This window comes from Aquimarina sp. RZ0, from assembly GCF_008370685.1.
Classification (GTDB): Bacteria; Bacteroidota; Bacteroidia; order Flavobacteriales; family Flavobacteriaceae; genus Aquimarina.
Map to the genome: position 1 here is coordinate 1 of NZ_VTZU01000023.1, position 23,211 is coordinate 23,211.

Sequence of the window (23,211 nt, forward strand, 5' to 3'; positions counted from 1 at the left end):
TAATTGTAGATAATCTCGATATAGAACGAACTGTCTCTAAAATAATAGGAAACATCGAAGAATTTAATTTCCTGATACCAAGAAAACAATCTGAAACAACCCTAAACTAAGGGTGCGAAACTTCAGTATTAAAAACATATGAAAAATCATATCAGGCATTTTGCCTATCTCATCAACTTATGTATTCTCATTATTTGCTTTACTGCTTGTCAGGAAGACGATGTCATTCTTGCACCAGAAACCAATAGCGTATTAGAAGAAACGCAAAAAACAACTACTATCAATTATGAGGAAATACAAAATGATAATCTATTTCAAGATCTGATTACCAAACGTGGCTTAAAAGGTTATTTTGATATCTCCTCAGAATTATCTAATTCCAAGAATAACAATGAATTGGGATTTATTATTAAATCTACAGAAGCGGTAAAAATCATTAAAGATGGTTACACGTCCTATACATTATCGGTAAGAAGGAAAAAAGAATCTTTATATGATATCGATAATCTGGTCATTGGGCAAAAGGATGGTGAAACCAAAACGCAGCTATATACCTATCATTTTACCCAGGAAAGCTTTCATGGGTATATTGGCGGTGAACCGTTCACAGAAGATTTAAAGTATACTATAAGAGAACTTTCTAATGAGGGAACAGTACTATCATCATCAGAAGGTACAATTTCATTGAAAAAAGATACTACTGTGCATAAAGGTATAACAGTAAAAAGTAGCGGTTGTACTACGGTATTTATTTCTGTACCTAGATATTGTCATTGTGTTACACCTCCTCATGGTCCTTGGGATGGTTGCTCTTGTACTCCAAGATCTGGATGGGACACGACTTCTATAAGAGTCTGCGGTAACTCTGGAGATGGTCCTTTGACAACTGGTTATACATTTGATAATCAGAGAATTAGTGCTGGAAGAGGTTCAGGAATACCAGACTTCACCCCTCTTGACCCAGGAGATGGAGGTATGACAACTACCATATTTGCAACCGCAGAAGAATTTACTCTGGATAATTTACACCAAAGAGTACGTTTTTCATCAGCACAGCTCAATTGGTTTTTAGAAGGAACTAATGTCAACTATGCTCCCTTATTCGCTAGTTTTAATTATGAAAATAACTGGTCTCAAGAAAGTAAAAATTTAACAAAAGAAATGACCAACCTCCTAGCTACTGGTAACACCAAACAAAAAAACCTAGTAAAAGCTGTTTTAGAAAAAGATATTGACCGTGCTACAAATATCATATTACAAGGAGCTGAGTTCACCCAAGTTCAATGTTGTGATAATGATCAAACTCCAAGGATTATGGCAGAAATAACCGCCAAATTAGCCATTGATTTTCTTGATGCCGGTTTTAATATATTTATTATAGGGTTAGAAATCTTTAGAACAGATGAAAGAGAAGGAAGGTTTGTTAGAACTATAATGAAAGAAACTGGGATTGATGTCCCATCTGAAATAGACGATGCTACTTTGGGATCCCTTTTTAAAGTAAGGAAGAGAAACAGAGAATTAGTTACAGAGCCTTTTGGAGAATGGTATACCCCCATATTGGACTTAGGGTTTACTGTACTGGATCTAATGGCTGTTATCTCACCAAGTACTAATGGTGGAGCTTTTCTCGCTATTAAAGGAGGAGGCACTATCACAGGCAAGGCACTATCTGACTATCTAAAAGTACTGGCAAAGGGAAAATGGAAAACAGTAAATGAATCTATGAGTGATGCTGCTAAATCATATCAAGAATTTATATCTGGTAAAAATTGGAATGAGAGTTTTGAGATGATCCTTCCTAATGGCAATCCAGTTAAATTTGATGCACTAAAAGATGGGGTTCTTGGTGAAGCTAAGTCAGGAATGCTTAATTTTGTGGATGCAAATGGCAATTTTAAGCCGTTCTTTACTGGTCAAGATGCTATTGTAAATCAGGCTAGACGCCAAAGAGAAGCTGCTAGTGATTTACCGATTGAATGGCATTTTGAACATGATATTGTCCGTCAAGCATTTCAAAATTTATTACAAAACAGGGGTTTTAATATAAAATTTATACATACACCCAGATAAAATGGCAAATACAATAACACAAATTAATGTTATTTGGAAAGGAAGAAAACAAACTCTTAAAGAGTGTACAGAATCTTTTCTAATTTTTTTAGAAAGACTAAAACTATATGACCCTTGTTTTTCCACTTGGTACGAAACAGGAGATAGCAGAAAAAAAGGTCTAGAAAATAAATTAGTTTATGAATATAATTATATAAAAAATAAATTTTGTTCCAATTGTAAAGATAATGACTATCCAAAATATGATTTTGATATTCGATTTTGGAATGGTGGCTTAAAGGATTCTTTATCTTATGGAATTAGTGCATCATTAGGTGGTGATGGTAGAATAGGTAACAGTATTTGTAACCTTACCTTTCCATACGAAGGAGAAATTTATGAGCATTATCGTATCCAAGAAAACTGGGAACAATTATTAGAGTTATTTATAGACCACTGGCAACCTGATCAGTATAGAGATTTCAATGATCAATTGGTGGAGTTATAATTCCAACTAATGCTATTGACCAATATCGAGTGATATCTATAAATTAAATAATAGTAAGGACTAGTGTTATACTGCTAGTTCTTATTTTAAAGTTTGCAAAATGAAGAGCTATACCTGTTTACTATTTTTTTTATTTATAAGTGTACAAGTGTATCCTCAATAGCTCTTAATTTCATTTGATGCTACTCATAAAAAGGATTATGAAAATTAATATAACCAATAGAATGTGGGATGCAAGTTGCAGTCATATGACTTAAATCTTCAAGTTTATCTTGGATTTCTGGGTATAATCTAAGTATAAGCAAATTACAGATATACATTTTTATAACACCAAAACAATTTGAATTAGCAAAAGTGGTAGGACTACCTATGGCTTTATAGTATGGATCCGGTAGGCAATTGATCATACTATTAACGGTCAAATGGTAGGCTGCCACTTTATAAAAACAATGAAAATATAACTAACAATAGATTCCTGCTTTCGCAGGAATGACAAAATTGTAAAAATGAAAAATGAAAACTACTCATTATATACCATAATGCAACATTTTGAAGGGATGCAAAAAATAGAAGTATTTGACCTATTACATAAAATGGAGATTCTATTATTCTATACTTCCAGCCCTATTACCAAAGATGGTATTATACAAGTTATCAACTCAGGTTTGGATGGTAGTAGGGATGTTGATCCTTTTCAGTTTACCATATTGCCCAATGGAAATTTCTGTGAGTTTATAGGATCTAATGATTGGCTACATATTTATGAAGAAAATAAAAGAGGTTGGATGAAATGGAGCCCATTTAGCACCTATTATTTTAAAACAAAATATGCCCCACTAGAATTACTACCATTAACCAAAAAGAACCTGCTGGATAATCTTAAGGGTACTGCCGAAGAAGCTAAAGTGGTTCGTTTTTTAAAACAACATAGGATTTCTAAGAAAGATCCACATACGGATACACTCTTGGCCCTAAATCTATAATTGAATATTAACTAACATACTAATGGCACAATGAAAACATAATTACTTAAGGGAAAACAAATTAAATACAAATCGTCTATGGAAACTATTGATGTGTTTTACAGGATATTTCATGATGACCTGAATCCATTGACAAATCAACAAGACAAGGCTTATTATATCAATCACCTAAAACAAACTAAACCTGGGAATGAAACTATTAATGAAATACATAAATTAAATAAGCATATAGAAGAACTGAGTTTACAAGAGCTCAAATACTATTATTATAAGGATATACTAAGGCAATCTTATCAGGATATCAAAAGATATCTTTATCAGAAAACATTTTCTGCCATTGATAATGATATAGATGTTTCTAAAGTGATTCAGAATCATCAATTATCTATTTTGAATTATCTAGCTATACTGGAAAATGATTTTCTTCCTAATTATGAGAAAGAAAGTATTTATGATATATCTGTAGATAAAACTAATGTAGATATACTCAAGCTTATCTACCGAATATTAGATGATTTATTGGTATATATGGAGCGGTCGTTTGAGTCCTATCTTAAAACTTCTCTAGAAGTTTCTTATCAAAAACAGCTGTGGTTTGTATATCATTATCAAGAGCGAGTATCAGTTTTGATATCAAAAGTTGAAGAGCTTGATATTCCGAAAGAGCTTAAGGCCATACTTTGTATACCATTGGAAAAGATTAGAGATAACAAGGTGATAAGTCTAACCTATGAGTACAAGGATTATCTTACTATGTATATAAAGGTGCTATGGCATGTGTTGCATAAGAATAGCGTTCTAAATACGTATGATCTGTATTCTGTATTGATAAGCTTGGAGTTTAATACCTTCAAAGCATTTTTCTTTTATAAGGATTATATAAAAACACAGTTATCGACCTGTGAGAGTGAGGCGTGTAAAATTGTGATTCTGGAAGAATCTCAGAAAAAAATAAATACCATCACTGTTACTTATTCGAGAAAGTTAAATCCTGGTCTGCCTTCTCTAAAAGAACAATTGCTATTGTGGATAAAGGAGGAGTTACGTTTTTGTGAAAAAAGAATGATGCTTCGTACTACTGAGAATAATGTTGTGTCCAAGAAATTATTAAAAGTTTCTGTTCCGGAAATTTCGTTGATTACCCGATTGCTTTATGGAACAAAGTTTATTGAGGGTTCTAAGCGAGATTCTTTTCAGTTCCTGTCTAATGTATTTAGCACCAAAAATGCAAAAGTTATTTCGCCAGAAAGTCTTAGTAATCATTATTATTCGGTTAATGAGAGTTCGAAGCGATCTGTACAGAAGATTCTGAAAAAGATGTTGGTGAGTTTGGATGATATGGAGGGGGAGTTATAACCCTTCCGTCACTCGTTCCTCGTGCCACCTTCCCTTAGCAAAGGAAGGAGCTTTTCTAAATTTTGGAGGATGTAATTGGCTCTACACATTTAAAAGAATCATTATATTAAAGTAAATAGTTTTGATGAAGAAAATGTAGATAATCGGGTAACATTTTGCTCTGTTATGACACATATATTTATAGTTCCTCATATTTGAACAAAAAGAAGAATGTTCTGGAAAAAGAAGAAAAACAACACAGGAAAATTTAAATGCTCAGAATGTGGAGAAGTTCACGAAAACTGGCCAGCATTAGCATATAAAACTCCTACTCCTTTTCATAATTTATCTGAATCGGAAAAAGAAACAATTGGACGAATTGATAGTGACTTTTGTGTAATTAAACACGAAGATCAAACTGATCGATTTATAAGGGTTGTATTAAAACAAGAGGTGAATGACTATGATGACATATTAGAATACGGACTTTGGGTTTCATTAAGTGAACAAAGTTTTACAGATTATTCTGAAAATTTCAGCAATGAGAATCACGAAACTCAATATTTTGGATGGTTGTGCAGTGATTTACCCGATTATGACAATTCTGTAAGCATTCCGACCACTGTTGTTACTAAAACAGGAAATGAAAAACCTGAAATTTTTCCTCACAAAGATTTTGATCATCAATTTGTAAAAGACTATTACAATGGAATTTCAAAACAAGAAGCAGAAAGACGAATACACCAAATGATGAAAAATATTGAATAAACGATTTGTTAAAAAGTTAATAGCCTATTTAGATACTTATTATCATTTAATCTCATCTCATAAAAAATAAATGGAAAGAATACTAAATCAATCTCATCATAAAGAAACTTTTTTCTACGGTTTGTCCAGGATGTTAGAAAGAGCCTCATACTATGGCCTTCGTTCATTACTTGTTTTATATATGGTTGGAGAAAGTTTAAAAATGGATAGAGATGAGGCTTTCAATATTTATGGTTGGTTTATTGGTTTATTTGTTGTTTCTCAGGTTATTGGTGCAATCCTTGGAGACTTAATTATTGGGACTAGAAAATCAATAATTATCGGAGGGATTATTCAAACCATTGGGGCTTTTAGTTTTTGTCTCCCTTCTTCTATAGGGCTTTATCTTGGATTATTTCTTGTGATCCTTGGCGGTGGGTTATATAGTCCTAATATTACTTCTAGTTTTGGAAAACTATATCTAAGTAAAACTAAACTACTGGATTCGGGATTCACTCTGCTTTATTTAGCAGCTAATTTAGGGGCTTTTTGGGGTATTCTATTGATTGGCTACTCTGGAGAAAAATATGGCTGGAATATTGGCTTTATTATAGCAGGCACACTAATGCTATTTTCAATAATTCCTATTCTAATTTCGAAAGAAAAAAATCCTCAAGAGAAACTAGCTAGCGAGCAACCAATAGGTAAGAGAATTGTTAATATTACGATTGCTTTTCTACTTGTCGCTATATTTTGGGCTATTTATGAAATATCAAATATTCGTTTTTTTGGTTTACAAATACAACTAAGTGAAATCTCGGCATTAAACATACCAAAAAGTATGTGGTCATCTATAAACTCAGTATTTATTTTACCTATTAGTCTTTTAGCCATTATTTTATGGAGATATCTTTATAGCTCTCAATTATTTAAGTTAATGATTGGTTTTATATTAAGTGCGATCTCATATGGAATCTTATTTCTAATACCAGAAACTCCTACTGAACAGCATACAATTTTATACTTAGTATCAATATTTTTTCTATGTATTTCGGAAGTCCATATTGCACCAATCATTAATTCAGTTCTTACCAAATATACCAATCCTAAATATTTAGCAATACTTATAAGTTTATCATTTATTCCAACAAGACTAGTCTCATCTATAATATGGTTATTTAATGAAGGTCAATATGACAACCCTAAACTTGCTATATTAATAGGAATGATAGCTATGTTTATTATGAGTTTAGGACTAATTGCATATCATTTGACACATAAAAAACCACTTACATCACTAACGCATAATTAGTGGCTTACTTTTTTTTAATTTTAATTTTATCAAAAACTATCTGATTTACAGTTTTTTAAAGTATTGATAGAAGGGTTGTAAACCGGTTTACCACTGTTTTGGTATTGTTCTCCTACATTTCTTTGTGCTCTTTAATTATTAAAACTATAACAGAGCAATTTATGTTAAGCATAGAAGAACAATTATTATTTCTGGAGAAGCAGCGAGAAGACTCGATTCGAACCATACAAAATCTTCAAAAACAGTTTGGTGAAAAATACAGTCATGTTTTTAAAGAGAAGTTGAGTCATCACATTTTCTGCTACGATTCTGTACTTAAGTCAGTACGACAGTTACAAACCTTGAGAAACTTAAAGAAACAGAATAATATCTAATACCAATTGTTGTTTGAATTTTCTTTTACAGTAAATTCAAACAACAATTGGTATAACCTTTTTATACGCGAAAGTCAAATCAGCGTAGAGCCGTTAGTATGGTTCTATCATACTGGCGGCTTTATTTAAAAAAATTAAAACAATGGCCGCAACAATTATTACCACTGAAGATTTATACGAATTTAAATTAGAGCTTTTGGAAGAAATAAAAATACTGCTCCAGGATAAACCTTCCATAAGGTCAAAAAAATACCTGAAATCCGCTGAGGTGATGGAGCTTCTAAAGATAAGTCCCGGAACATTACAAAATCTAAGAATCAATGGAACCTTACCTTATTCTAAAGTTGGAGGTATAATCATCTACGATCAGGATGAGATTACTAAAGTAATTGAAGAGAATAGGATACATCATACATTCTAAATCCCCCTAGCGGTTTATTATAAGCATGCCAGAAATTAATTATATCAAACATCTTAATGGTGTTTTTATTCAGTTTACCAAAGACAGCAGATTGAACCCTACACATATCAGTCTATACATTGCTCTTTTTCAACTTTGGAACTATAATCGTTTTCCGGATGAATTTTATATCCATCGTGATGAGGTAATGGCATACTCTAAAATCGGTTCTAAATCCACCTATCATAAAAGTATTAAGGAACTGAGCCATTGGAAATATATCGTTTATTATCCTTCTCACAATCCGTTTAAAGGAAGTAAGGTTAGGTTGTTTGATTTTGGGACAAGTTCTGGACAAGCTCTAGACTACTACCGTACCAAAATCGAGACAAGTACTGGACAAGCACTGGTACCTTTATATAAACATATACAAACTATAGAAAACAATAATAAACCTAAAAATAAAAAAGAAGTTTTTGATTTTTTTGAAAAAATGGATTGGCCAATTTCTAAAGCCAAGCAGTTTTTTAGTCACTATGAATCTGTCGGATGGAGAAAAGGAAATGTTACAATTGAAAACTGGCAAGCTGCAGCTGAAAGTTGGATACTCAAATCTGAAGCGTTGAAAATACAGCAAACATCAAAAGTAGTTGACCAAAACTCTGTCTTGAGCCTGTCGAAAGGTCAGGACAACCTCAAGACGAGTACTAACAAAGATTATAATGAACCGCTCTGATATGACATATCAAAATCCACATATCATCATTGAATCCGGAGTGCAATATTCTTTAGGATCTGTAGAACAAAATATAATCTCCTATGATTTTTCTAAAATTCTCATCTACCTGAATGCTAAAGGGAAGTTGCTTTTTGGTAAGTCTTTTAAAATCTACGAAGAGGATAAAGCCATAATTTATAAACTTTGTATTTACTTCATTAAGGATGTTGAGAGCTGCAAAAAATTTGGAATGGATCCTACTAAAGGAATTTTGCTTACTGGACCTGTGGGATGTGGAAAAACGAGCTTAATGAAGTTATTGCCTTATATAGTTCCTTATCAAAAACCGTATGAGGTTATTCCATCCAGAGCCATTGCATTCTCGTTCAATAACAAAGGTTTTTCGACCATTACCGAATATGGTGACTTTGGATGTTTTTGTTTTGATGATCTCGGAATAGAACCTACAGGAAGACATTTTGGAAAAGATTGTAATGTTATGGGAGAAATACTGCTTTCCAGATATGATCTATTTCAAAAATATGATATTAAAACTTTTGCGACTACAAACCTTAATGCTCAGGAGTTAGAAGAACGTTATGGTAACCGTGTGCGTTCTCGTATGCGGCAATTATTTAATCTAATTGCTTTTGATAAAGGGAGTGTGGATAAGAGGGGTTAGTTGGGTAATAATTTGCTAACCATTAGAAATCTGTTAGATTTGTAAAAAAACACACATGGGGAATATATCTATTGGTAGATGTGTTTTTGTGTTGTGGCGCATTAAAATCAAAATTATGGCAAGATGGATGGAAGCATTAAATAAAAAAGAGGGAGTTATGTTTGAGATGGCTCCTAACTTTCTTATTTATTGCTCTAGACATTTACCTAAAAATCTCAAAAATGAATTCCCAATACTCTTTAATTTGGATCTCAATTCGGACAACTGGATAGACGAATTACAGACGTTTAAATCGGACAAAATATCTGGACTGAAAAACGAAATTGAACAAGTTCAGAGAATACTGAATAAAGAAGAGTCTACTCCTAATGTGAATACGGAAAAGGTATTAAAATTTTGGACTACGGATGAGTATGACTTGAAAAACATTAATGATGATATAAATAATTTAAAATCTTTCTTCAAAAAGTCGATAGAACAAAATTTAGAAATCAAAATTTATTTATAAATCAATGAAATCAGATTTCGTAAAAATAATTGAGTGTTTTAATATCACAGGAATTGGTCTTTTGACAGAGTTACAACATTCTGAAAACGGAATCCCCCCAAATACACAAATATTTGACTCTATAACAAATGAAACTTGGATAATTAAGAAAAGAGTTCATCATGGAATATTAATTCTGGATAGGTCTGAAAAATATTTCGAATGTGAAACAGAATCAATGCATGTAGATAGTGTTTTTAAGACCAAATCTGAACGAGAAATAGCAGTGAAAAAAGAATTAGAAAAACGGGGAAAAGGAATTTATTTGTATTTACTTAAACCGAAAAATAAAAAGAATAAGGTGAAACCTGAAAAAGGAACTGAATTAAAAATAAAACGGCAACACAACACTATGTAAAAATGCATTAAAACGCTTTTAGCATTAAGCAGTAAGTAATTAATACAGAATATGTTCAATTGGTTCAAAAAAAAGAAATCTAATCCGGAATCTGAATTTCAATCGGAGTCTTCAAAATCCTATGACTTTAAATGGTATGAGATAGGGGAAGGAAACCCTTTTAATAAGAAAGTTTTGGATATTCGTTCATATACTGGTACGATGCTTGCTTTTACGAAAGAAAAAAAGGTGGCTGAAAAGTACAACGCGATGCGTCAGTCAAATGGAGAATATTTAATAAACCAACAAATTTTAAACTCTGTTGATTCAACTACAGATCTAAAATACCCTCATAATGGAGATGAATTAAATGGAATTGTCTTTAAAGCAGATAGTATGGACTGCAAATGGGATATCTACGCTTTTGAAAATACTTTTTATTTTAGTAGAAGCTGGAATGGAGATTTGACTTACAAGGCAAAGTTTAAAATAGACTCAGATTCAATTGAAATAACTGAGATAGAACATTCAAATGAAATTGAACAGAATATGGCATTAAGTGATATTCATTATTTGATTAAAACTCACGCATTGAATCAACCCATTCCTCATAATGTTCCAAGCGAACTTAAAACTGAAATGGAAATCGCTCAATGGTCTTTTTCTAAATTTGGTAATCGTGCATATTATGCTACTTATGAAAATACTTTTGACACTGTAGTAACTTTAAAGAAATAAAACTACCACTATCACCTAGTATGTTATCATAGTAGTTAAGTTATAAAACAAAGGTTCTTGTAAATTTGCGATCGTACAAAGACTGTAAGCCAGGAAATGTATAAAAATCAGTACAGATTTATGAAAGGCTAAGTAACATTTTGTAATGCTAAAACATATATTTATAAAATTGTGTATAATAAAAACTAACATCTATGATTCCTGACTTTTTAAAGAAATTTGAATCAGATTTAAAGAAATACGAACGAGAATTTGTTCGAATAAAAGCGAAACCAAGAAAGGAAAAACTTCTTGAAGATAATCTAGAATTAAAAGATAGTAAGTTTTTAGGATTCCCTTTTTTTCCTGAAGACAAGGAATATCCAAAAGACCAAAACGGAAAACCGATGATAATGATTGCTCAACTAAATTTTGAGCAAATTCCTAAACTCAAAGATTTTCCGGAGGATGGAATTCTGCAACTTTTTCTTTCGCCTAAAGACTGGTACGAAGAAGGCTCGAAAATTATTTATCATTCAAAAGAAGAATTAAATAAGCCTACACTAAATAATTTTTCATTTCTTTCTATTAAAGATTATGAAGAAATCCCTATATATAAACTTCATCAACTTTCTTTTGAAAAATGTATTGACAAAGGAGGTTCGGAAGACTCTCAATTTGACTATCTTTTTGATGGTATTGATTATTGGGACTTTACTGAAAATTTGACTGAACAACAAGAAAAGCAGTTCGGAGAATATTTCAATTCTAATGGGCATAAAATAGGTGGATACGCAGAATTTACTCAGTCCGACCCAAGAGATTACAATGCTGAACAAAGAAATGACATTCAAGTTTTGCAAATAGACGTAGATGACCACATCATGTTCGGAGATAGTGGACTAGGACACATTTTTATAAGTAAAGAAAGTCTTATTCAAAAAGATTTTTCTAAAGCTTATTTTTATTGGGATTGTTGCTGAAAAATTACTATATACAACATTATCTCTCTTACGATGTGATTAGCTACTAAGTGATTATGCTATGTCCCTTTAACTTTGTAAACTATCTGCCTTAATGAACAACTAAAACGACAATGAATAAAGCTCAAATTTTGAATGTTATTAAGCTTTTCATAAAATTACTTTTTGCAATTCTAACTGGGGTATTAATTTTTATTTATTCACTTGCTCTAATTGAAAAAATAAAACACCCGACTTTTAAGAACCTGCCAGAAAATGAATTCATTATTATTGGAATATTTCTGTTAATATTAATATTCTTTAATTTAAAATGGGTTTTTGGCTTATTCAATCGTAAAAAGATGAAAAGCTAAACTAAACCATCCTTTTCGGAACAATAAAGTTATCAGGATATAAGTATATTATTTAACTTTTACCTTAGATTCTTTACTGTCGTCAGTATTAATAAGTTTATCTCTCAATAATTGCATGTCTTCACTTACTTTCCTTTCTATTACCCGAGCATAAATCTGTGTGGTAGCTAATTTTGTATGCCCTAATAGTTTAGAAACTGTTTCAATTGGTACTCCATTACTCAAGGTAATAGTTGTAGCAAATGTATGACGGGCCATATGGAAAGTTAAATTCTTTCTAATGCCGCAGGCATCTGCAATTTCTTTAAGGTATAGATTAAGTTTTTCGTTAGTAATTACTGGAAACAGTGTTCCTGATACTACCGTCATTGGATGGTTATGATATTTATTAATCAACTCTTGGGCTCTATCAAGTAAAGGTACTTTTATTGGTGTTTTGGTTTTCTGTCGTCTAGTGATAATCCAATTATTTCCATCAATACCTTTATGTACATGAGTTTCTGTTAGAGTAATAATATCAGCATAACTAATACCAGTATAACAGCTGAATACAAATATATCTCTTACTCTTTCCAGTCGTTCAATAGGGAAGTGGTATGTTTCTAGATTAGAGAGTTCGTTCTCAGTTAAAAATTCACGTTCTCTTTTTTCGAATGTTGGCTTCCATCTAATAAATGGGTCTTTATCCAGCCATTCCAGATGATATGCAAGAGTTATCATCTTACGCATTCTTTGTATATGTTTCATTACCGTATTATGACTCATAGCTTTTGGATGACCCTTAGGCCAATAACTATGAAGGAAACCTTCAAAATCACAAACAAATTTGTAATTCAATTGCTTCAGGTAGATGTCGGTTGTTTTTAGTTTTTGTTCAAGAAACCTGTTGATATAATTTTCGGTTACTCCAAAGTTTCTAATAGTACCCGCTGTTAAGGTTTTTTCAATCTTTTGAGAGTGATATTTAATAAGTTCTTGCAAAGTTTTGTTGTTTTCTCCTTCACCAAGATATCTCTGTTTAATTAATTTTGCCGTTATGAGCTCGCCTTTGAATTTAAGTTCTTGGTACTGTTGAAATAATTGGGAGTGTACCTGATCCAAATATTGATTAATTTGTCGAGCTTTTGTTGAGGTCCCTCGTGCTCTTTTTTTCTTTGCATCCCATAAATCGATGGATACTTTTCTTTTGAGGCTTATGTTAACTCGTTTTTGATTAACAGTCACTCGAGCATATAAAAGTGCTTCATTATTTGTAGCGCTTTTTTGGTCTGCCCAAAATAGAATTGAGAAAGTGCTTTTAGTTCGCATAGTCGTCGTCTTTTTAGTTAAAAATTACTGTAGACGAAAGTCAAATCAACTATACCAGTATAATAGTGTCTCCTAACTCAAAGTGTCAGTTGAACTGACACTTTGAAAAATAACTGACGGATAACTGACATTTTAAATCAAATCACATCAAATTATAGGAAGCTCTAAAAACCAGAAAACCACGCAATTCCTAAGAATTGCGTGGTTTTGATGCTGTTTATAACAGCTTTTCGTGACCTCGGCAGGATTCAAACCTGCAACCTCTTGAGCCGTAATCAAGTGCACTATTCAGTTATGCTACGAGGCCTTTTTTGCGGGTGCAAATATATGAGTATTTTCGGAAAATATAAAATTATTTTGAGATTTCTTTTTTAAAAATTTTAATTACGTGACTTGCTTTTTCAATGTCAGAATTAAAAATAAAAAGTTCGGATGAATACCCTAAAGTTCCAAAACCAGCTAATCTGCCTGATTCTTGATGATCCCTGATTACAAAAGGGATGCTTATTTCGCTTAATAAAAAGGCTAGCCTGTTAATTATAATTGATGTTCCTGAATATATCTTTATATGTTCTCTCATAATGCAAAGTTTTTAATTTATAGATGAATCTATTGTTGATCAAAATAATAGGAGATGAGTTCGTATTTTATTTTGAGCGGAATGAAACCTTTTCATTCCGCTCTTTCAACTAGTATTCTTTAGCTGTTTTTTGAGACATCATTTTTTTGGCAAGATCTGCACCAATCAGAGATTGTAACAAATTACCATCAGCCCCTTGTTTTCCTCCATCCTGAATATAGATTTCAGGTAGTTTAAGATCTTTAAGTTGTTTAGCAACATTTACAGAGGTTTTATATTCCCATTCAGCTCGTTCCTGTGGTGTAAGTCCTGCAGTTACCAATTTAGCATTCTCATAGGATTGAGCGTCTGCCATCGTTTTCTGAGTCTTAGCTTTAAACTGTGCTACTTCATAGTTCTTACGTTCTTCTATAAGATTAAATTCGGCTACCTTTGCTCTGGTTTCTGCCTCAATTGTTTTTTGAATTTGTTCTTTTTCCAAACGAGCACGTTCTGTTGCTTTTTCTGCTTCTCCTTTTGCCGTTTCCTTCTGTGCACGGTAGAATTGACGCTCAGCTTGTTGTTTTTCTAATTGAGTCTGTGCTACTTCTTCCTTTTGTAATTGTAAACGTTTGTCAAAAGTAGTCTCCCAGTCAATTTCTGTTACAACTGCCTGAACTACAGTAAGACCGTATCCCAATAAAGAGTTGCCTTTTTCTCTAACAGGTTCTCCATTCTCATATTGAATACGAAAACGCTTTTGTTTTGATTCTTTATTAACAACCGTTCTAATGGTAGAACTGTCTCCAATAATCTCGCGATTCTCGTTAGCAAAATACTCTTCTAGTACATACATTCCGTTTTCTAGCTGATCCTTAAAATATCTATCAAAATCAGAAGCTTGTCCGGAGATATAATCCTGAGCGTCCATTAGTTTGCAAGTGTTCTTGATCGATTGATCTATATTAGGGATGATCCTGGATCTGATTAGGTTTCTTTCTGTTTTATTACGATCTGCAACAGATAAAAATTGATCCTCATCAACGGTATTAATACTAATAACAACAGAAGTAGCAATTCTGGCTTTTACCGCATCGCTAAACGCCCAATATTTTGCAATATCTACATTAGCATATTTGCTTTGCTCCCCAAGCTCATTCTTTTTATTGGGGATCACATACTTAATAGGTAGTTCAAATTGAATGGGTATCAAGCGACCCCACATTTTGGTGTTGATTCCCTGATGCACAACTGCTTTCTGACTTCCCCACGGGTACTGTACTGCATAAGCGGTACCTGGTTCTGCATAAAAGAACATTCCCGAAAGGACACTCATAACAAAACCAATAATGATCATACCAAGGTTTCTCTGTCTGGTAAATTTATGTAGTGTTTTTGATGTTTTAAAAAACGGTTTGATTATAAATATAGAGGTTCCCAATAGAACCATTATTATTCCTAGATATGTTAGCATATAAATAATTTTTAAAAGTTTTTGATTAATTGTTTAGCGGACATTGTGATCTATAGATTACATGATTTCTATACTTAAAAATGGTTGTAAAAAAGTTTGATTTTTTGTTCTCCATTTAAGATAAATTGATTGTTTTTATTAGAAAAATTTTTAAATAAAAATCAATAAAATTAATTTTTATTTGTAAGAGTATAAATGAAATGTGTTTTAAAATGAAACTGAATGCTCTTTATAATGATTATTAATTGTAATTATAAGATATATTTTAACTTTGGATTGTAATGAATGAAGAGAGGTTTTGATGTTCAAATCCGATGTGTAGGCAATTTTCATAAATTTTAGTGCTCTTTTTTCAGTTTTCATTATTTTGCAGGCATGAACATACATGATTTTATAAGAGATATTCCGGATTTTCCGAAACCAGGAATTATTTTTAAAGATATTACTCCGCTTTTAGGAAATTCTGAAGCTTTAGTCTATTGTGCAGATGCATTAGCAGGTTTAATCCCTTCTGGGGTTCATATAGATAAAGTAATAGGTATTGAAGCGCGAGGCTTTATTCTGGGAGGTATGATTGCAGAACGATTAAAAGCTGGATTTATCCCGGTTCGTAAAAAGGGAAAACTACCATCAGAGGTATATACCAATAGTTATGGATTAGAATATGGAAATGATACATTAGAGATCCATAAAGATGCTATTGCCCCAGGAGAACATGTGTTAATACACGATGATGTGCTTGCTACCGGAGGAACAGCAAAAGCTGTGTATGAATTGGTAGAAAAACTTGGAGGAAAGGTGATGCAATGTAATTTTATTATGGAATTGAATTTTCTTAATGGAAGAGATAAAATAGGAGATAGGGTAGTTTCTTTAATACAATATTAGTTCAATTGAACTTAGAACTAAAAATGAAGAGAGCCTCCAGTATTTCTGAAGGCTCTTTTATCTCTGATACCTGCTATTATTATTTTTTTGTAGTGGCAATAATAGCTCCATCTTTTGCTTTTTCTCCATAAATACTGATTGCAGTACGTGATTTTAGAAAATCAACTTCTTCTAGCTTATCAGATGTAGCTAAGTTGTCCAGTGTATCAAAATCAGACTCTTTTCCGTCAATAATGATTAGTTTTTCGATATCCGGGTCATCTATAAAGCTAAACTTTTTAGTGTTGCTGAGGTGTGAGGGGAATTGTTGCCCGTTAAAAATAAAGTTTCCGTTTTCATCCTCTTCAAAAGTAAAAGAATCCATCAGTTGCTCCTTAAGTTTGCTCAAGTCAAAATGTGTTCCATTAAAAAATAGAGAGTCACCTTCTTTGTCAACATCTAAATTAAATCTGAAATGTTGACTTTTCAAGAGGCTATCTATATCAAAATTATGATGATTGAAACCAATTTGATTTTTCCATGAGTTTATATCAAACATTCCTGAATTCGTAATATATAAATTTCCATTTTTGAAGCCTAATTCGACATCAGAAATGGGTTCATTAGAGGATGAAGAATATTTACTTTTAGATGTTCCTTTTTTTAAAATAATACTAAGACTGATAATTTCATCTTGATTGTTAAATGCTATTTTATCAATAATAAGTTCAATACCATTATCAGAAAAGAATGTTTTAAGATCATCTAATTCTTTTTTTGTTGTATTTTTATTAATAATAGCAGTAATTTCATTGCCTTTTACTTGTTTGTAAGTAGGGTAAGTGTCAGATGTTGATGTAAATGCGGTTAAGGAAAGTATACCTAGTATACCAACTCCTATAATGATCCATTTTTTCATTTGTGGTATTCTTAATTTTTTGATCGAAATATCTGTAAATTCTATTCTAAATACGAAAAATGGATGGGTGTGTTGCAAAACAGAATACAGATTTAACCATGAGATGTATATGATGAATTGGAGGTATTATCTTTGTACCATTTTTGATCTAAAATGACCTATTAAAATTTACTCTTTTCCTGAGTACTTCAAAATAAAAAGGAGCTGTAGCTATACCTTAATGCTCTTTCATTTTCTTTATCTAAACAAGAAATTGTTACTTTTTATTTGGGTATTTAAAAAATCAGGAGTGATATGAAACAACAAAAAATATCAGCGCCGGATCTGATGATTTTTTAGTTTTTCTATAGTGAACTCATCTTGCATTGTGGTTTTTAACCGAAAAGTTTGGCTTTTGTACTATAAGTTTTTTAGGGCATAGCTATAGCTACGGTTGGTTACAAAAAACAAAATTAGCGTGCAACATGTAAATTTTGTGGGTCAAAGCATGACTCAAGATGAGTTCACATTAGTTCGAGGTTATACGATTTGTGATTAAAAAATTCGTATAAATTCATTGAATTATTTTTTCTTTATGCAAGGCAAAAAAATCAAGCATAGCTATAGCTACGGTTTATTTTTTAAACGAAGTAGAAAGGAAAAAGAAACGATGAATATGCGAAATTTTTAGTTATAAATCGTATTAGCTCACATTTATTGAAAAAAACATTTCGATTTTGCGGTAAGCCTCGGAGCATTTAAATCTCGATTATCGAGAAAAACTTTATCTTTTGGTAGTGATTTCTAAAACTCCGTTTGCAGCCAATTCGCCATATTTTTTGGTAGCTTTTTTGCCCTTCAGAACATTTATAGAAGCAATATCAGTAGTATCTATTTTTTTAAGTTTTTTATATGAGATCTTTTCTCCATCTATAAAAACTATTATTTCTTCAGAAGGCATTTTGTTATAAAACAAAGAATTACGATCCCTGTATACTTTTACAGAACTATTGTTATTAGAGGAATGGAGCGTGTAATTTTCTGTGTGCTTTTTGGATTTATAACCAGTTCTTTTTTTATTTGCTTTTTTAGTTTTGATATTGATAACCCCATCTTTTGCCTTTTTCCCATATTTCTTTATACTATTTTTACCTTTAGAAACATCTATACTTTGTATGTGATGAGATTTCAATTTCTTCACTTCTTTTTTACTAGCCTTCTTTCCATCAATAAAAAATAATGGTTCTTTGTCAAAATCTTCATCAAAATCAAAGATAGTAGCGCTGTCATTAGAATGAATAAAAATGTTACTCCCTTTGTTTTTGTCTTTTGAACCTCTAATAACAATTTTATTTTCGTACTCATCAGGGTCTATAAATATCATTTCGTTTTTATCATTTGGGTCTATCCCAACAATCGTAACACCATTCTTATTTTTTTTTCGTTTTACGAGCATGCCTTGGGATTGACCAATACGAATCTTATCATTTTTACTGTCATAAGAAATAACAAAAGCTTGTATCGGACTTTCATTTTCTATTGAGAAATTAGCATTGCTTTTTTCTGAAGACATATTCACACTGATTCCTGTTATTTGATCATCAAGGTTTCTTTTGATATCACTAAAGGAGATTTCTACCGAATATTCATTTTTAAATATTCTTTTGATTTTTTCTAAATCCTCTTTACTTGAGTTTTTACTGACAATAAACTCAATGGCAGCTGTTTTTATTTTGGAGTTTTTTGAAGTTGAAATGACTTTCTGCTTTGTCGTTTTTTGAGTTGTTGTAGAGGTTTCCTGTTTGTTTTTTGATCTAATTTGCTGTTTGTTTACAGGAGTGTATTCTTTTTTTGACGGGGATATATGCTTATCTTTTCTATGGATGATTTCTTCTTTCTCATCAATGGGAGGTAACAATTTGTTTAGTGTAGAATTATCTTTATTTTTTTGATTTATAGAAGAATATGGAGTTTGATCCAGAGTTTCATCTGTACGATACTGTATTTCTGTTTTAGTGTTAAAACCCCATAAAAATAAGCTCAGAAGAGGTAGAATGATTGTCACTTTCCAGAGATTCTGATGATTGGATTGTTTCTTGTTTAACATAACTATTCGCTTTTTGATTAATGATTGATAAAAATTATTTGTAAGTGTAGAATAATTGTTTGATGACACTTTGACCAGTGTTAATTGATATTCTCTTTTGGAAGATATGTCCTGAATGGTTTCAGAATCTGCTATGAATTCCAGATTCTGTTGTAAGCTTTTTTTATAAAGCCAGGCAAAAGGATTGATCCACTGAAAAATAGTAATAATATTTATTATTAAAAGGTCGAGAGAATGATATTGCTTGGCGTGTACTTTTTCGTGAGTAAGAATCATTTTTAATTCTGAGGCGGTATGGAGAGATGGATTAAATATGATGTATTTAAAAAAAGAAAATGGTGCAATATTTCTAGAGGTTTTTATAAGAGAAAACTCCTCATTTGTCGTTATTCTATTTTTAGCAAAAATCTTTCTCAAGGATACTAATTGGAACCCTAAACGGACTAGTAGTATGCAACTAATACTGATATATATGATAAAAATAATCGACCACCAGTTGATTGAGCTAGCCAATTCTGGATCAAGTACGCTTGATGTAGTAGTGATTTCTACGAATTGAAAATTGGGTTTTTTTATAAATTCTGTTTTGGTAAACCGCAAAAAAGGAAGAGCTAATGAACATAAAATTCCTAGTAATAAGAAATTTCGATTCGCTTTAAAGAATGTGTCTTTTCTTAAAAGAAAGAAATAAACCAGATAGAATAAAATGAGTACTGCACTCGATTTCAAAAGATACATTAAAAACGCTTCCATATCATCATTTTTTATTTTTTTTTCTCAATTATATCCAAAATCTCTCTCAGCTCTGCAGCTGTAATTTTTTCTTCTTTGGCAAAAAAGGATACCATATTTTTATAAGAATCATTAAAATATTGTTTCATTGCTTTGCTTACAAACCGACTTCTATATTCTTCTTTGGTAATAACAGGATAGTATTGATGTGTTTTTCCATACGCATTATGACCAATATATCCTTTGTCTTCTAAGTTTCTAATAATAGTCGAAACCGTATTGTAATGCGCTTGATTTCCTAATTCAGAGAGGACTTCTTTGGTAAAAGCTTTACCTAGTTTCCATACAACTTGCATAATTTCTTCTTCCTTATTAGTGAGTTTTTCCATTGATTATAGTATTTACTTAGCTCAAATGTATAACTATAAAAACAGTTATACAACTATTTTTATAGTTATTTAACGTGTTTTGTAGTTTTAAAAGGGAATGCGGTCTTTGGGATTACCATAAAAAATAAATGTAACATTAAGTACTTATGCCTTACTTATTCTATATTCGCAAAGAAATTAATGACTTATGGCTCAAAGTATATTTTTTTGTAATTAGTGTCATCTTGATTAAGAGCTTGTTTAAAAACCTTACTTCCTGAAAACAACTATTTTAAGAACCGTGAGCTTACTTCAAATAATTAAAATATCTCGATATTCTCATCATTTGAAGTGTACTCAGAACCTCAAACTATTGATTTTCAATTTGTATTCTTTTTAAACATACTCTAAGAATAGTGTATTCGCATAAGATTTTTCCGTTTTTTCTTTCCTTTCAATAATATTAGATTCAGTCTTACTAATAAAACTAGGTCGTTATTACTTTCAGAGAGCCAAGACTCTATAGAAGGAGAAACTTTTGCTATATTCTTTATAATCTTTGTCTAAGAATTCGATAAACACTTTTTCAAGATCTTTAGCCTAGAGAGGGACTAGTTGTTCTTCATCATTGTTACAGGCAAAAAGGAGTAGCGTTAGTAGCGCAAGAAGGTAAGGGGGGGTGAAGAATAACTTTTTCATATATATGGAAAAGATACTTTATGATATGTTATCATAAAGTATCTTTTTGTTTACTAAGGTTGTTTTATTGATTAAAAACTTATAGTTAGCCTCTATTTATATCTAATCTAATCTACCTTTCAGAAAACTTTGTTAAAAATGTTCTAGAAGACCAGTCACACCCATTTTTTCTAGCTCTTACATTTATATATACTTCATTACCACGTGGTGATATAAAGGTGTTACCATCAAAGCTAGTTCCTCCATTTCCCGTATATATGGTAATACTACTGCTGGATGTCTTATAAGGAACATTTTGGTTTCTAATCAATCCTAATCTCCCATTTTCTATAATTCCGATGTGTCCATTACCAGTTACATTCCACTCATATTCATCAGCATTAGTGTCTCTGGCAGTTACCTCATGACTGCTGAGAAAAAGAAACTTATCAGCTGTAACTATTGATGGTTTTGTTGTCCTGCAACGTCCTATGACTGTAAAACGACATGAGGATTTATTTCCGCTTCTATCATTTGCTGTAATGGTAATAGTTTGGTTACCGTCTTGTACTCGATTCCCTGGAGGTGGAGATTGCGTATATCTTATATCCTCATCAGAAGTACAATTATCTGTAGCAGAAAATGAATCTCTGTAGTCAGGTAATCGAGTACCTGTGATAAGGGTTCTCGTTTCATTAATGCCACAATTGATCGTTGGAGAAGCTGTATCTGGACCAGGACAAGGATCTCCATAAACTATTAGAGAGCAACTGGAAATATTTCCATCTTTATCACTTGCTGTAATGGTAATAGTTTGGTTACCTCTCTCTACTGGAGTCCCTGAAGGCGGAGATTGGGTTAGTATAATATCTTCATCAGATGTACAATTATCTGTAGCAGAAAATGAATCTCTATAGTTAGGCAATTGATCACCTACGTCAAGGGTTCTTGTTCCTGTAATGCTACAATTGATCGTTGGAGAAACTGTATCCGTAGCAGCACAAGGATCCCCAAAAACCATTATAGAACAGCTTGTAGTATTTCCACTTTTATCTTTTGCTGTAAAAGTAATTTTTTGATCTCCAGGTTTGACTAGAATACCGCTTGACGGATCTGGACTTTGTGTAATAGTTACAGAACGACCTTGGCAATTATCAGAAGCACTAACATAGTCCCATAAGTATGGTAATGCTATACCGGGAGCTAACGATATCGTGTCTGTAGAACAATCTATAACAGGAGGCGTTTGATCAGCACCATCAAGACATTTAGGACTAATGAATGTAAATGCTCTTTCCCAACTGACTAGTTTAATCAGTATTGGATCAAATATTTTAGCGGCTAGAGGTATATCTGTAGCTCTAATAGGTAGTGCAATAATATCATTAGAACACCTATCAGATGTTTGATTATCAGTGCCTATAATATATAAAAAAGAATCGTCTTCTGTAAGTACCCTATAAGAACACCGTGTCTCTTTTCTTTCTACAATAGTAGATCCTTCGTTTCGTAAAAAAGCTGGTCCATTAGGATTACCAACGTTAGTGGACCACCAGCTTCCTCCAAAAGAAGATGAAATTTTGGACTGATCAGTGGGATCTTTGCCTATAAATTCAAAAAATGCTTCTTCAGAATCTACATTTTGAAGAGGTGGTTCTTCATCTTCATTGTTACAAGCAAAAAGAAATAGTGCTAGTAGCGTGAGTAGGTAGGGTTTTAAAAATACTTTTTGGGGAACTAAAAATCCGATTAAGTTTTTCATAATTAAAAATGATTTGCAATTATTATAATTTAGAGGATAAACTTAAAAAGAGAATAAGTTATAAAACTCACTCTTTTCAGTGAATGTAAAACACTGAAAATAGGGGGGATACATATTTTTGTTTTGAGTTTAGGGCAAAAATAATCAATAATTTTTTATCGTGTACTTAACCAAATAGAATAAAATGAATATTGCACTAGATTTCAATAAGTAATTTAGAAATGCTCCCATATCCTTATTTTTATTAGATAATCGAGATTTAAATTTTGCAAGGCTTGCCTCGAAATCGAAATATTTTTTTCTAATAAATGCTTCGTGGGCTTACCCCGAGATAGTTTGCTAATTCAGGGAGAATTTCTTTGGTAAAAGTTTTACCTGGTTTGGATAGTTTTAAAAAGGAAAGCGGGCTT

At 31.9% G+C, this 23,211-nt stretch carries 22 protein-coding genes and 1 tRNA gene; 14 read left to right on the forward strand and 9 right to left on the reverse strand.

Going from position 1 to position 23,211, the window contains the following annotated elements; genetic code table 11:
• Positions 1–138 precede the first annotated feature (138 nt).
• Positions 139–2,073 (forward strand): Tox-REase-5 domain-containing protein, encoded by a 1,935-nt coding sequence (locus F0000_RS10280; protein ID WP_149624640.1) that lies wholly within the window; start codon positions 139–141, stop codon positions 2,071–2,073.
• 1 nt (position 2,074) lies between these two features.
• Entirely contained in the window at positions 2,075–2,560 is a 486-nt protein-coding gene (locus F0000_RS10285; protein WP_149624641.1) for an Imm52 family immunity protein, read from the forward strand.
• Positions 2,561–2,742: 182 nt separating this feature from the next.
• Here the strand turns inward: F0000_RS10285 and F0000_RS10290 are convergent, their stop codons facing one another.
• Positions 2,743–2,967, reverse strand: a complete 225-nt coding sequence (locus tag F0000_RS10290; RefSeq protein ID WP_149624642.1) for a hypothetical protein — start codon at positions 2,965–2,967, stop codon at positions 2,743–2,745.
• 99 nt (positions 2,968–3,066) lie between these two features.
• Between F0000_RS10290 and F0000_RS10295 the strand changes: the two genes are divergently transcribed.
• The 11 genes from F0000_RS10295 (at position 3,067) to F0000_RS10345 (ending at position 11,695) form a co-directional block, all read left to right on the forward strand.
• The gene (locus tag F0000_RS10295; protein ID WP_149624643.1) at positions 3,067–3,543 is read left to right on the forward strand and encodes a hypothetical protein; all 477 of its coding nucleotides are present in this window, start codon (positions 3,067–3,069) and stop codon (positions 3,541–3,543) included.
• 78 nt (positions 3,544–3,621) lie between these two features.
• Complete coding sequence (locus tag F0000_RS10300) at positions 3,622–4,899, forward strand: hypothetical protein (protein WP_149624644.1); 1,278 nt, start codon at positions 3,622–3,624, stop codon at positions 4,897–4,899.
• A gap of 210 nt (positions 4,900–5,109) precedes the next feature.
• Positions 5,110–5,646 (forward strand): DUF2199 domain-containing protein, encoded by a 537-nt coding sequence (locus F0000_RS10305; protein WP_149624645.1) that lies wholly within the window; start codon positions 5,110–5,112, stop codon positions 5,644–5,646.
• A gap of 70 nt (positions 5,647–5,716) precedes the next feature.
• Positions 5,717–6,937 (forward strand): MFS transporter, encoded by a 1,221-nt coding sequence (locus tag F0000_RS10310; RefSeq protein WP_149624646.1) that lies wholly within the window; start codon positions 5,717–5,719, stop codon positions 6,935–6,937.
• A gap of 516 nt (positions 6,938–7,453) precedes the next feature.
• Positions 7,454–7,732, forward strand: coding sequence for a helix-turn-helix domain-containing protein (locus F0000_RS10315; RefSeq protein WP_149624647.1), 279 nt, complete (start codon positions 7,454–7,456; stop codon positions 7,730–7,732).
• A 25-nt stretch (positions 7,733–7,757) separates the two neighbouring features.
• Positions 7,758–8,447, forward strand: coding sequence for a hypothetical protein (locus tag F0000_RS10320; protein ID WP_149624648.1), 690 nt, complete (start codon positions 7,758–7,760; stop codon positions 8,445–8,447).
• A 1-nt stretch (position 8,448) separates the two neighbouring features.
• Complete coding sequence (locus F0000_RS10325; RefSeq protein ID WP_149624704.1) at positions 8,449–9,111, forward strand: ATPase; 663 nt, start codon at positions 8,449–8,451, stop codon at positions 9,109–9,111.
• A gap of 55 nt (positions 9,112–9,166) precedes the next feature.
• Positions 9,167–9,619 (forward strand): hypothetical protein, encoded by a 453-nt coding sequence (locus tag F0000_RS10330; RefSeq protein WP_149624649.1) that lies wholly within the window; start codon positions 9,167–9,169, stop codon positions 9,617–9,619.
• A gap of 4 nt (positions 9,620–9,623) precedes the next feature.
• On the forward strand, positions 9,624–10,016 hold the full coding sequence (locus F0000_RS10335) for a hypothetical protein (RefSeq protein ID WP_149624650.1): 393 nt from the start codon (positions 9,624–9,626) through the stop codon (positions 10,014–10,016).
• A gap of 51 nt (positions 10,017–10,067) precedes the next feature.
• Complete coding sequence (locus tag F0000_RS10340; RefSeq protein ID WP_149624651.1) at positions 10,068–10,733, forward strand: hypothetical protein; 666 nt, start codon at positions 10,068–10,070, stop codon at positions 10,731–10,733.
• Between the two features lie 194 nt (positions 10,734–10,927).
• Positions 10,928–11,695 (forward strand): YwqG family protein, encoded by a 768-nt coding sequence (locus F0000_RS10345; RefSeq protein WP_149624652.1) that lies wholly within the window; start codon positions 10,928–10,930, stop codon positions 11,693–11,695.
• 401 nt (positions 11,696–12,096) lie between these two features.
• Here F0000_RS10345 and F0000_RS10350 read toward each other — a convergent pair whose 3' ends face one another.
• The 4 genes from F0000_RS10350 to F0000_RS10365 all read right to left on the reverse strand — a co-directional run bounded on the left by F0000_RS10350 (position 12,097) and on the right by F0000_RS10365 (position 15,389).
• Entirely contained in the window at positions 12,097–13,356 is a 1,260-nt protein-coding gene (locus tag F0000_RS10350) for a site-specific integrase (protein ID WP_149624653.1), read from the reverse strand.
• 233 nt (positions 13,357–13,589) lie between these two features.
• Positions 13,590–13,663, reverse strand: a tRNA-Arg gene (locus F0000_RS10355).
• Between the two features lie 45 nt (positions 13,664–13,708).
• The gene (locus tag F0000_RS10360) at positions 13,709–13,936 is read right to left on the reverse strand and encodes a DUF2007 domain-containing protein (protein WP_149624654.1); all 228 of its coding nucleotides are present in this window, start codon (positions 13,934–13,936) and stop codon (positions 13,709–13,711) included.
• A 109-nt stretch (positions 13,937–14,045) separates the two neighbouring features.
• Positions 14,046–15,389 carry an SPFH domain-containing protein gene (locus F0000_RS10365; RefSeq protein WP_149624655.1) on the reverse strand — a complete coding sequence of 448 codons (1,344 nt, stop codon included), beginning with the start codon at positions 15,387–15,389 and terminating at the stop codon, positions 14,046–14,048.
• A 375-nt stretch (positions 15,390–15,764) separates the two neighbouring features.
• Between F0000_RS10365 and F0000_RS10370 the strand changes: the two genes are divergently transcribed.
• The gene (locus F0000_RS10370) at positions 15,765–16,277 is read left to right on the forward strand and encodes an adenine phosphoribosyltransferase (RefSeq protein WP_149624656.1); all 513 of its coding nucleotides are present in this window, start codon (positions 15,765–15,767) and stop codon (positions 16,275–16,277) included.
• Between the two features lie 79 nt (positions 16,278–16,356).
• Here F0000_RS10370 and F0000_RS10375 read toward each other — a convergent pair whose 3' ends face one another.
• The 4 genes from F0000_RS10375 to F0000_RS10390 all read right to left on the reverse strand — a co-directional run bounded on the left by F0000_RS10375 (position 16,357) and on the right by F0000_RS10390 (position 22,801).
• A complete protein-coding gene (locus tag F0000_RS10375; RefSeq protein WP_149624657.1) occupies positions 16,357–17,175 on the reverse strand; it encodes a hypothetical protein in 819 nt (272 codons plus the stop codon).
• 763 nt (positions 17,176–17,938) lie between these two features.
• Positions 17,939–20,014 (reverse strand): M56 family metallopeptidase, encoded by a 2,076-nt coding sequence (locus F0000_RS10380; protein ID WP_149624658.1) that lies wholly within the window; start codon positions 20,012–20,014, stop codon positions 17,939–17,941.
• An 11-nt stretch (positions 20,015–20,025) separates the two neighbouring features.
• Entirely contained in the window at positions 20,026–20,382 is a 357-nt protein-coding gene (locus F0000_RS10385; protein WP_149624659.1) for a BlaI/MecI/CopY family transcriptional regulator, read from the reverse strand.
• 790 nt (positions 20,383–21,172) lie between these two features.
• Positions 21,173–22,801 carry an HYR domain-containing protein gene (locus F0000_RS10390; protein ID WP_149624660.1) on the reverse strand — a complete coding sequence of 543 codons (1,629 nt, stop codon included), beginning with the start codon at positions 22,799–22,801 and terminating at the stop codon, positions 21,173–21,175.
• Positions 22,802–23,211: the final 410 nt, after the last annotated feature.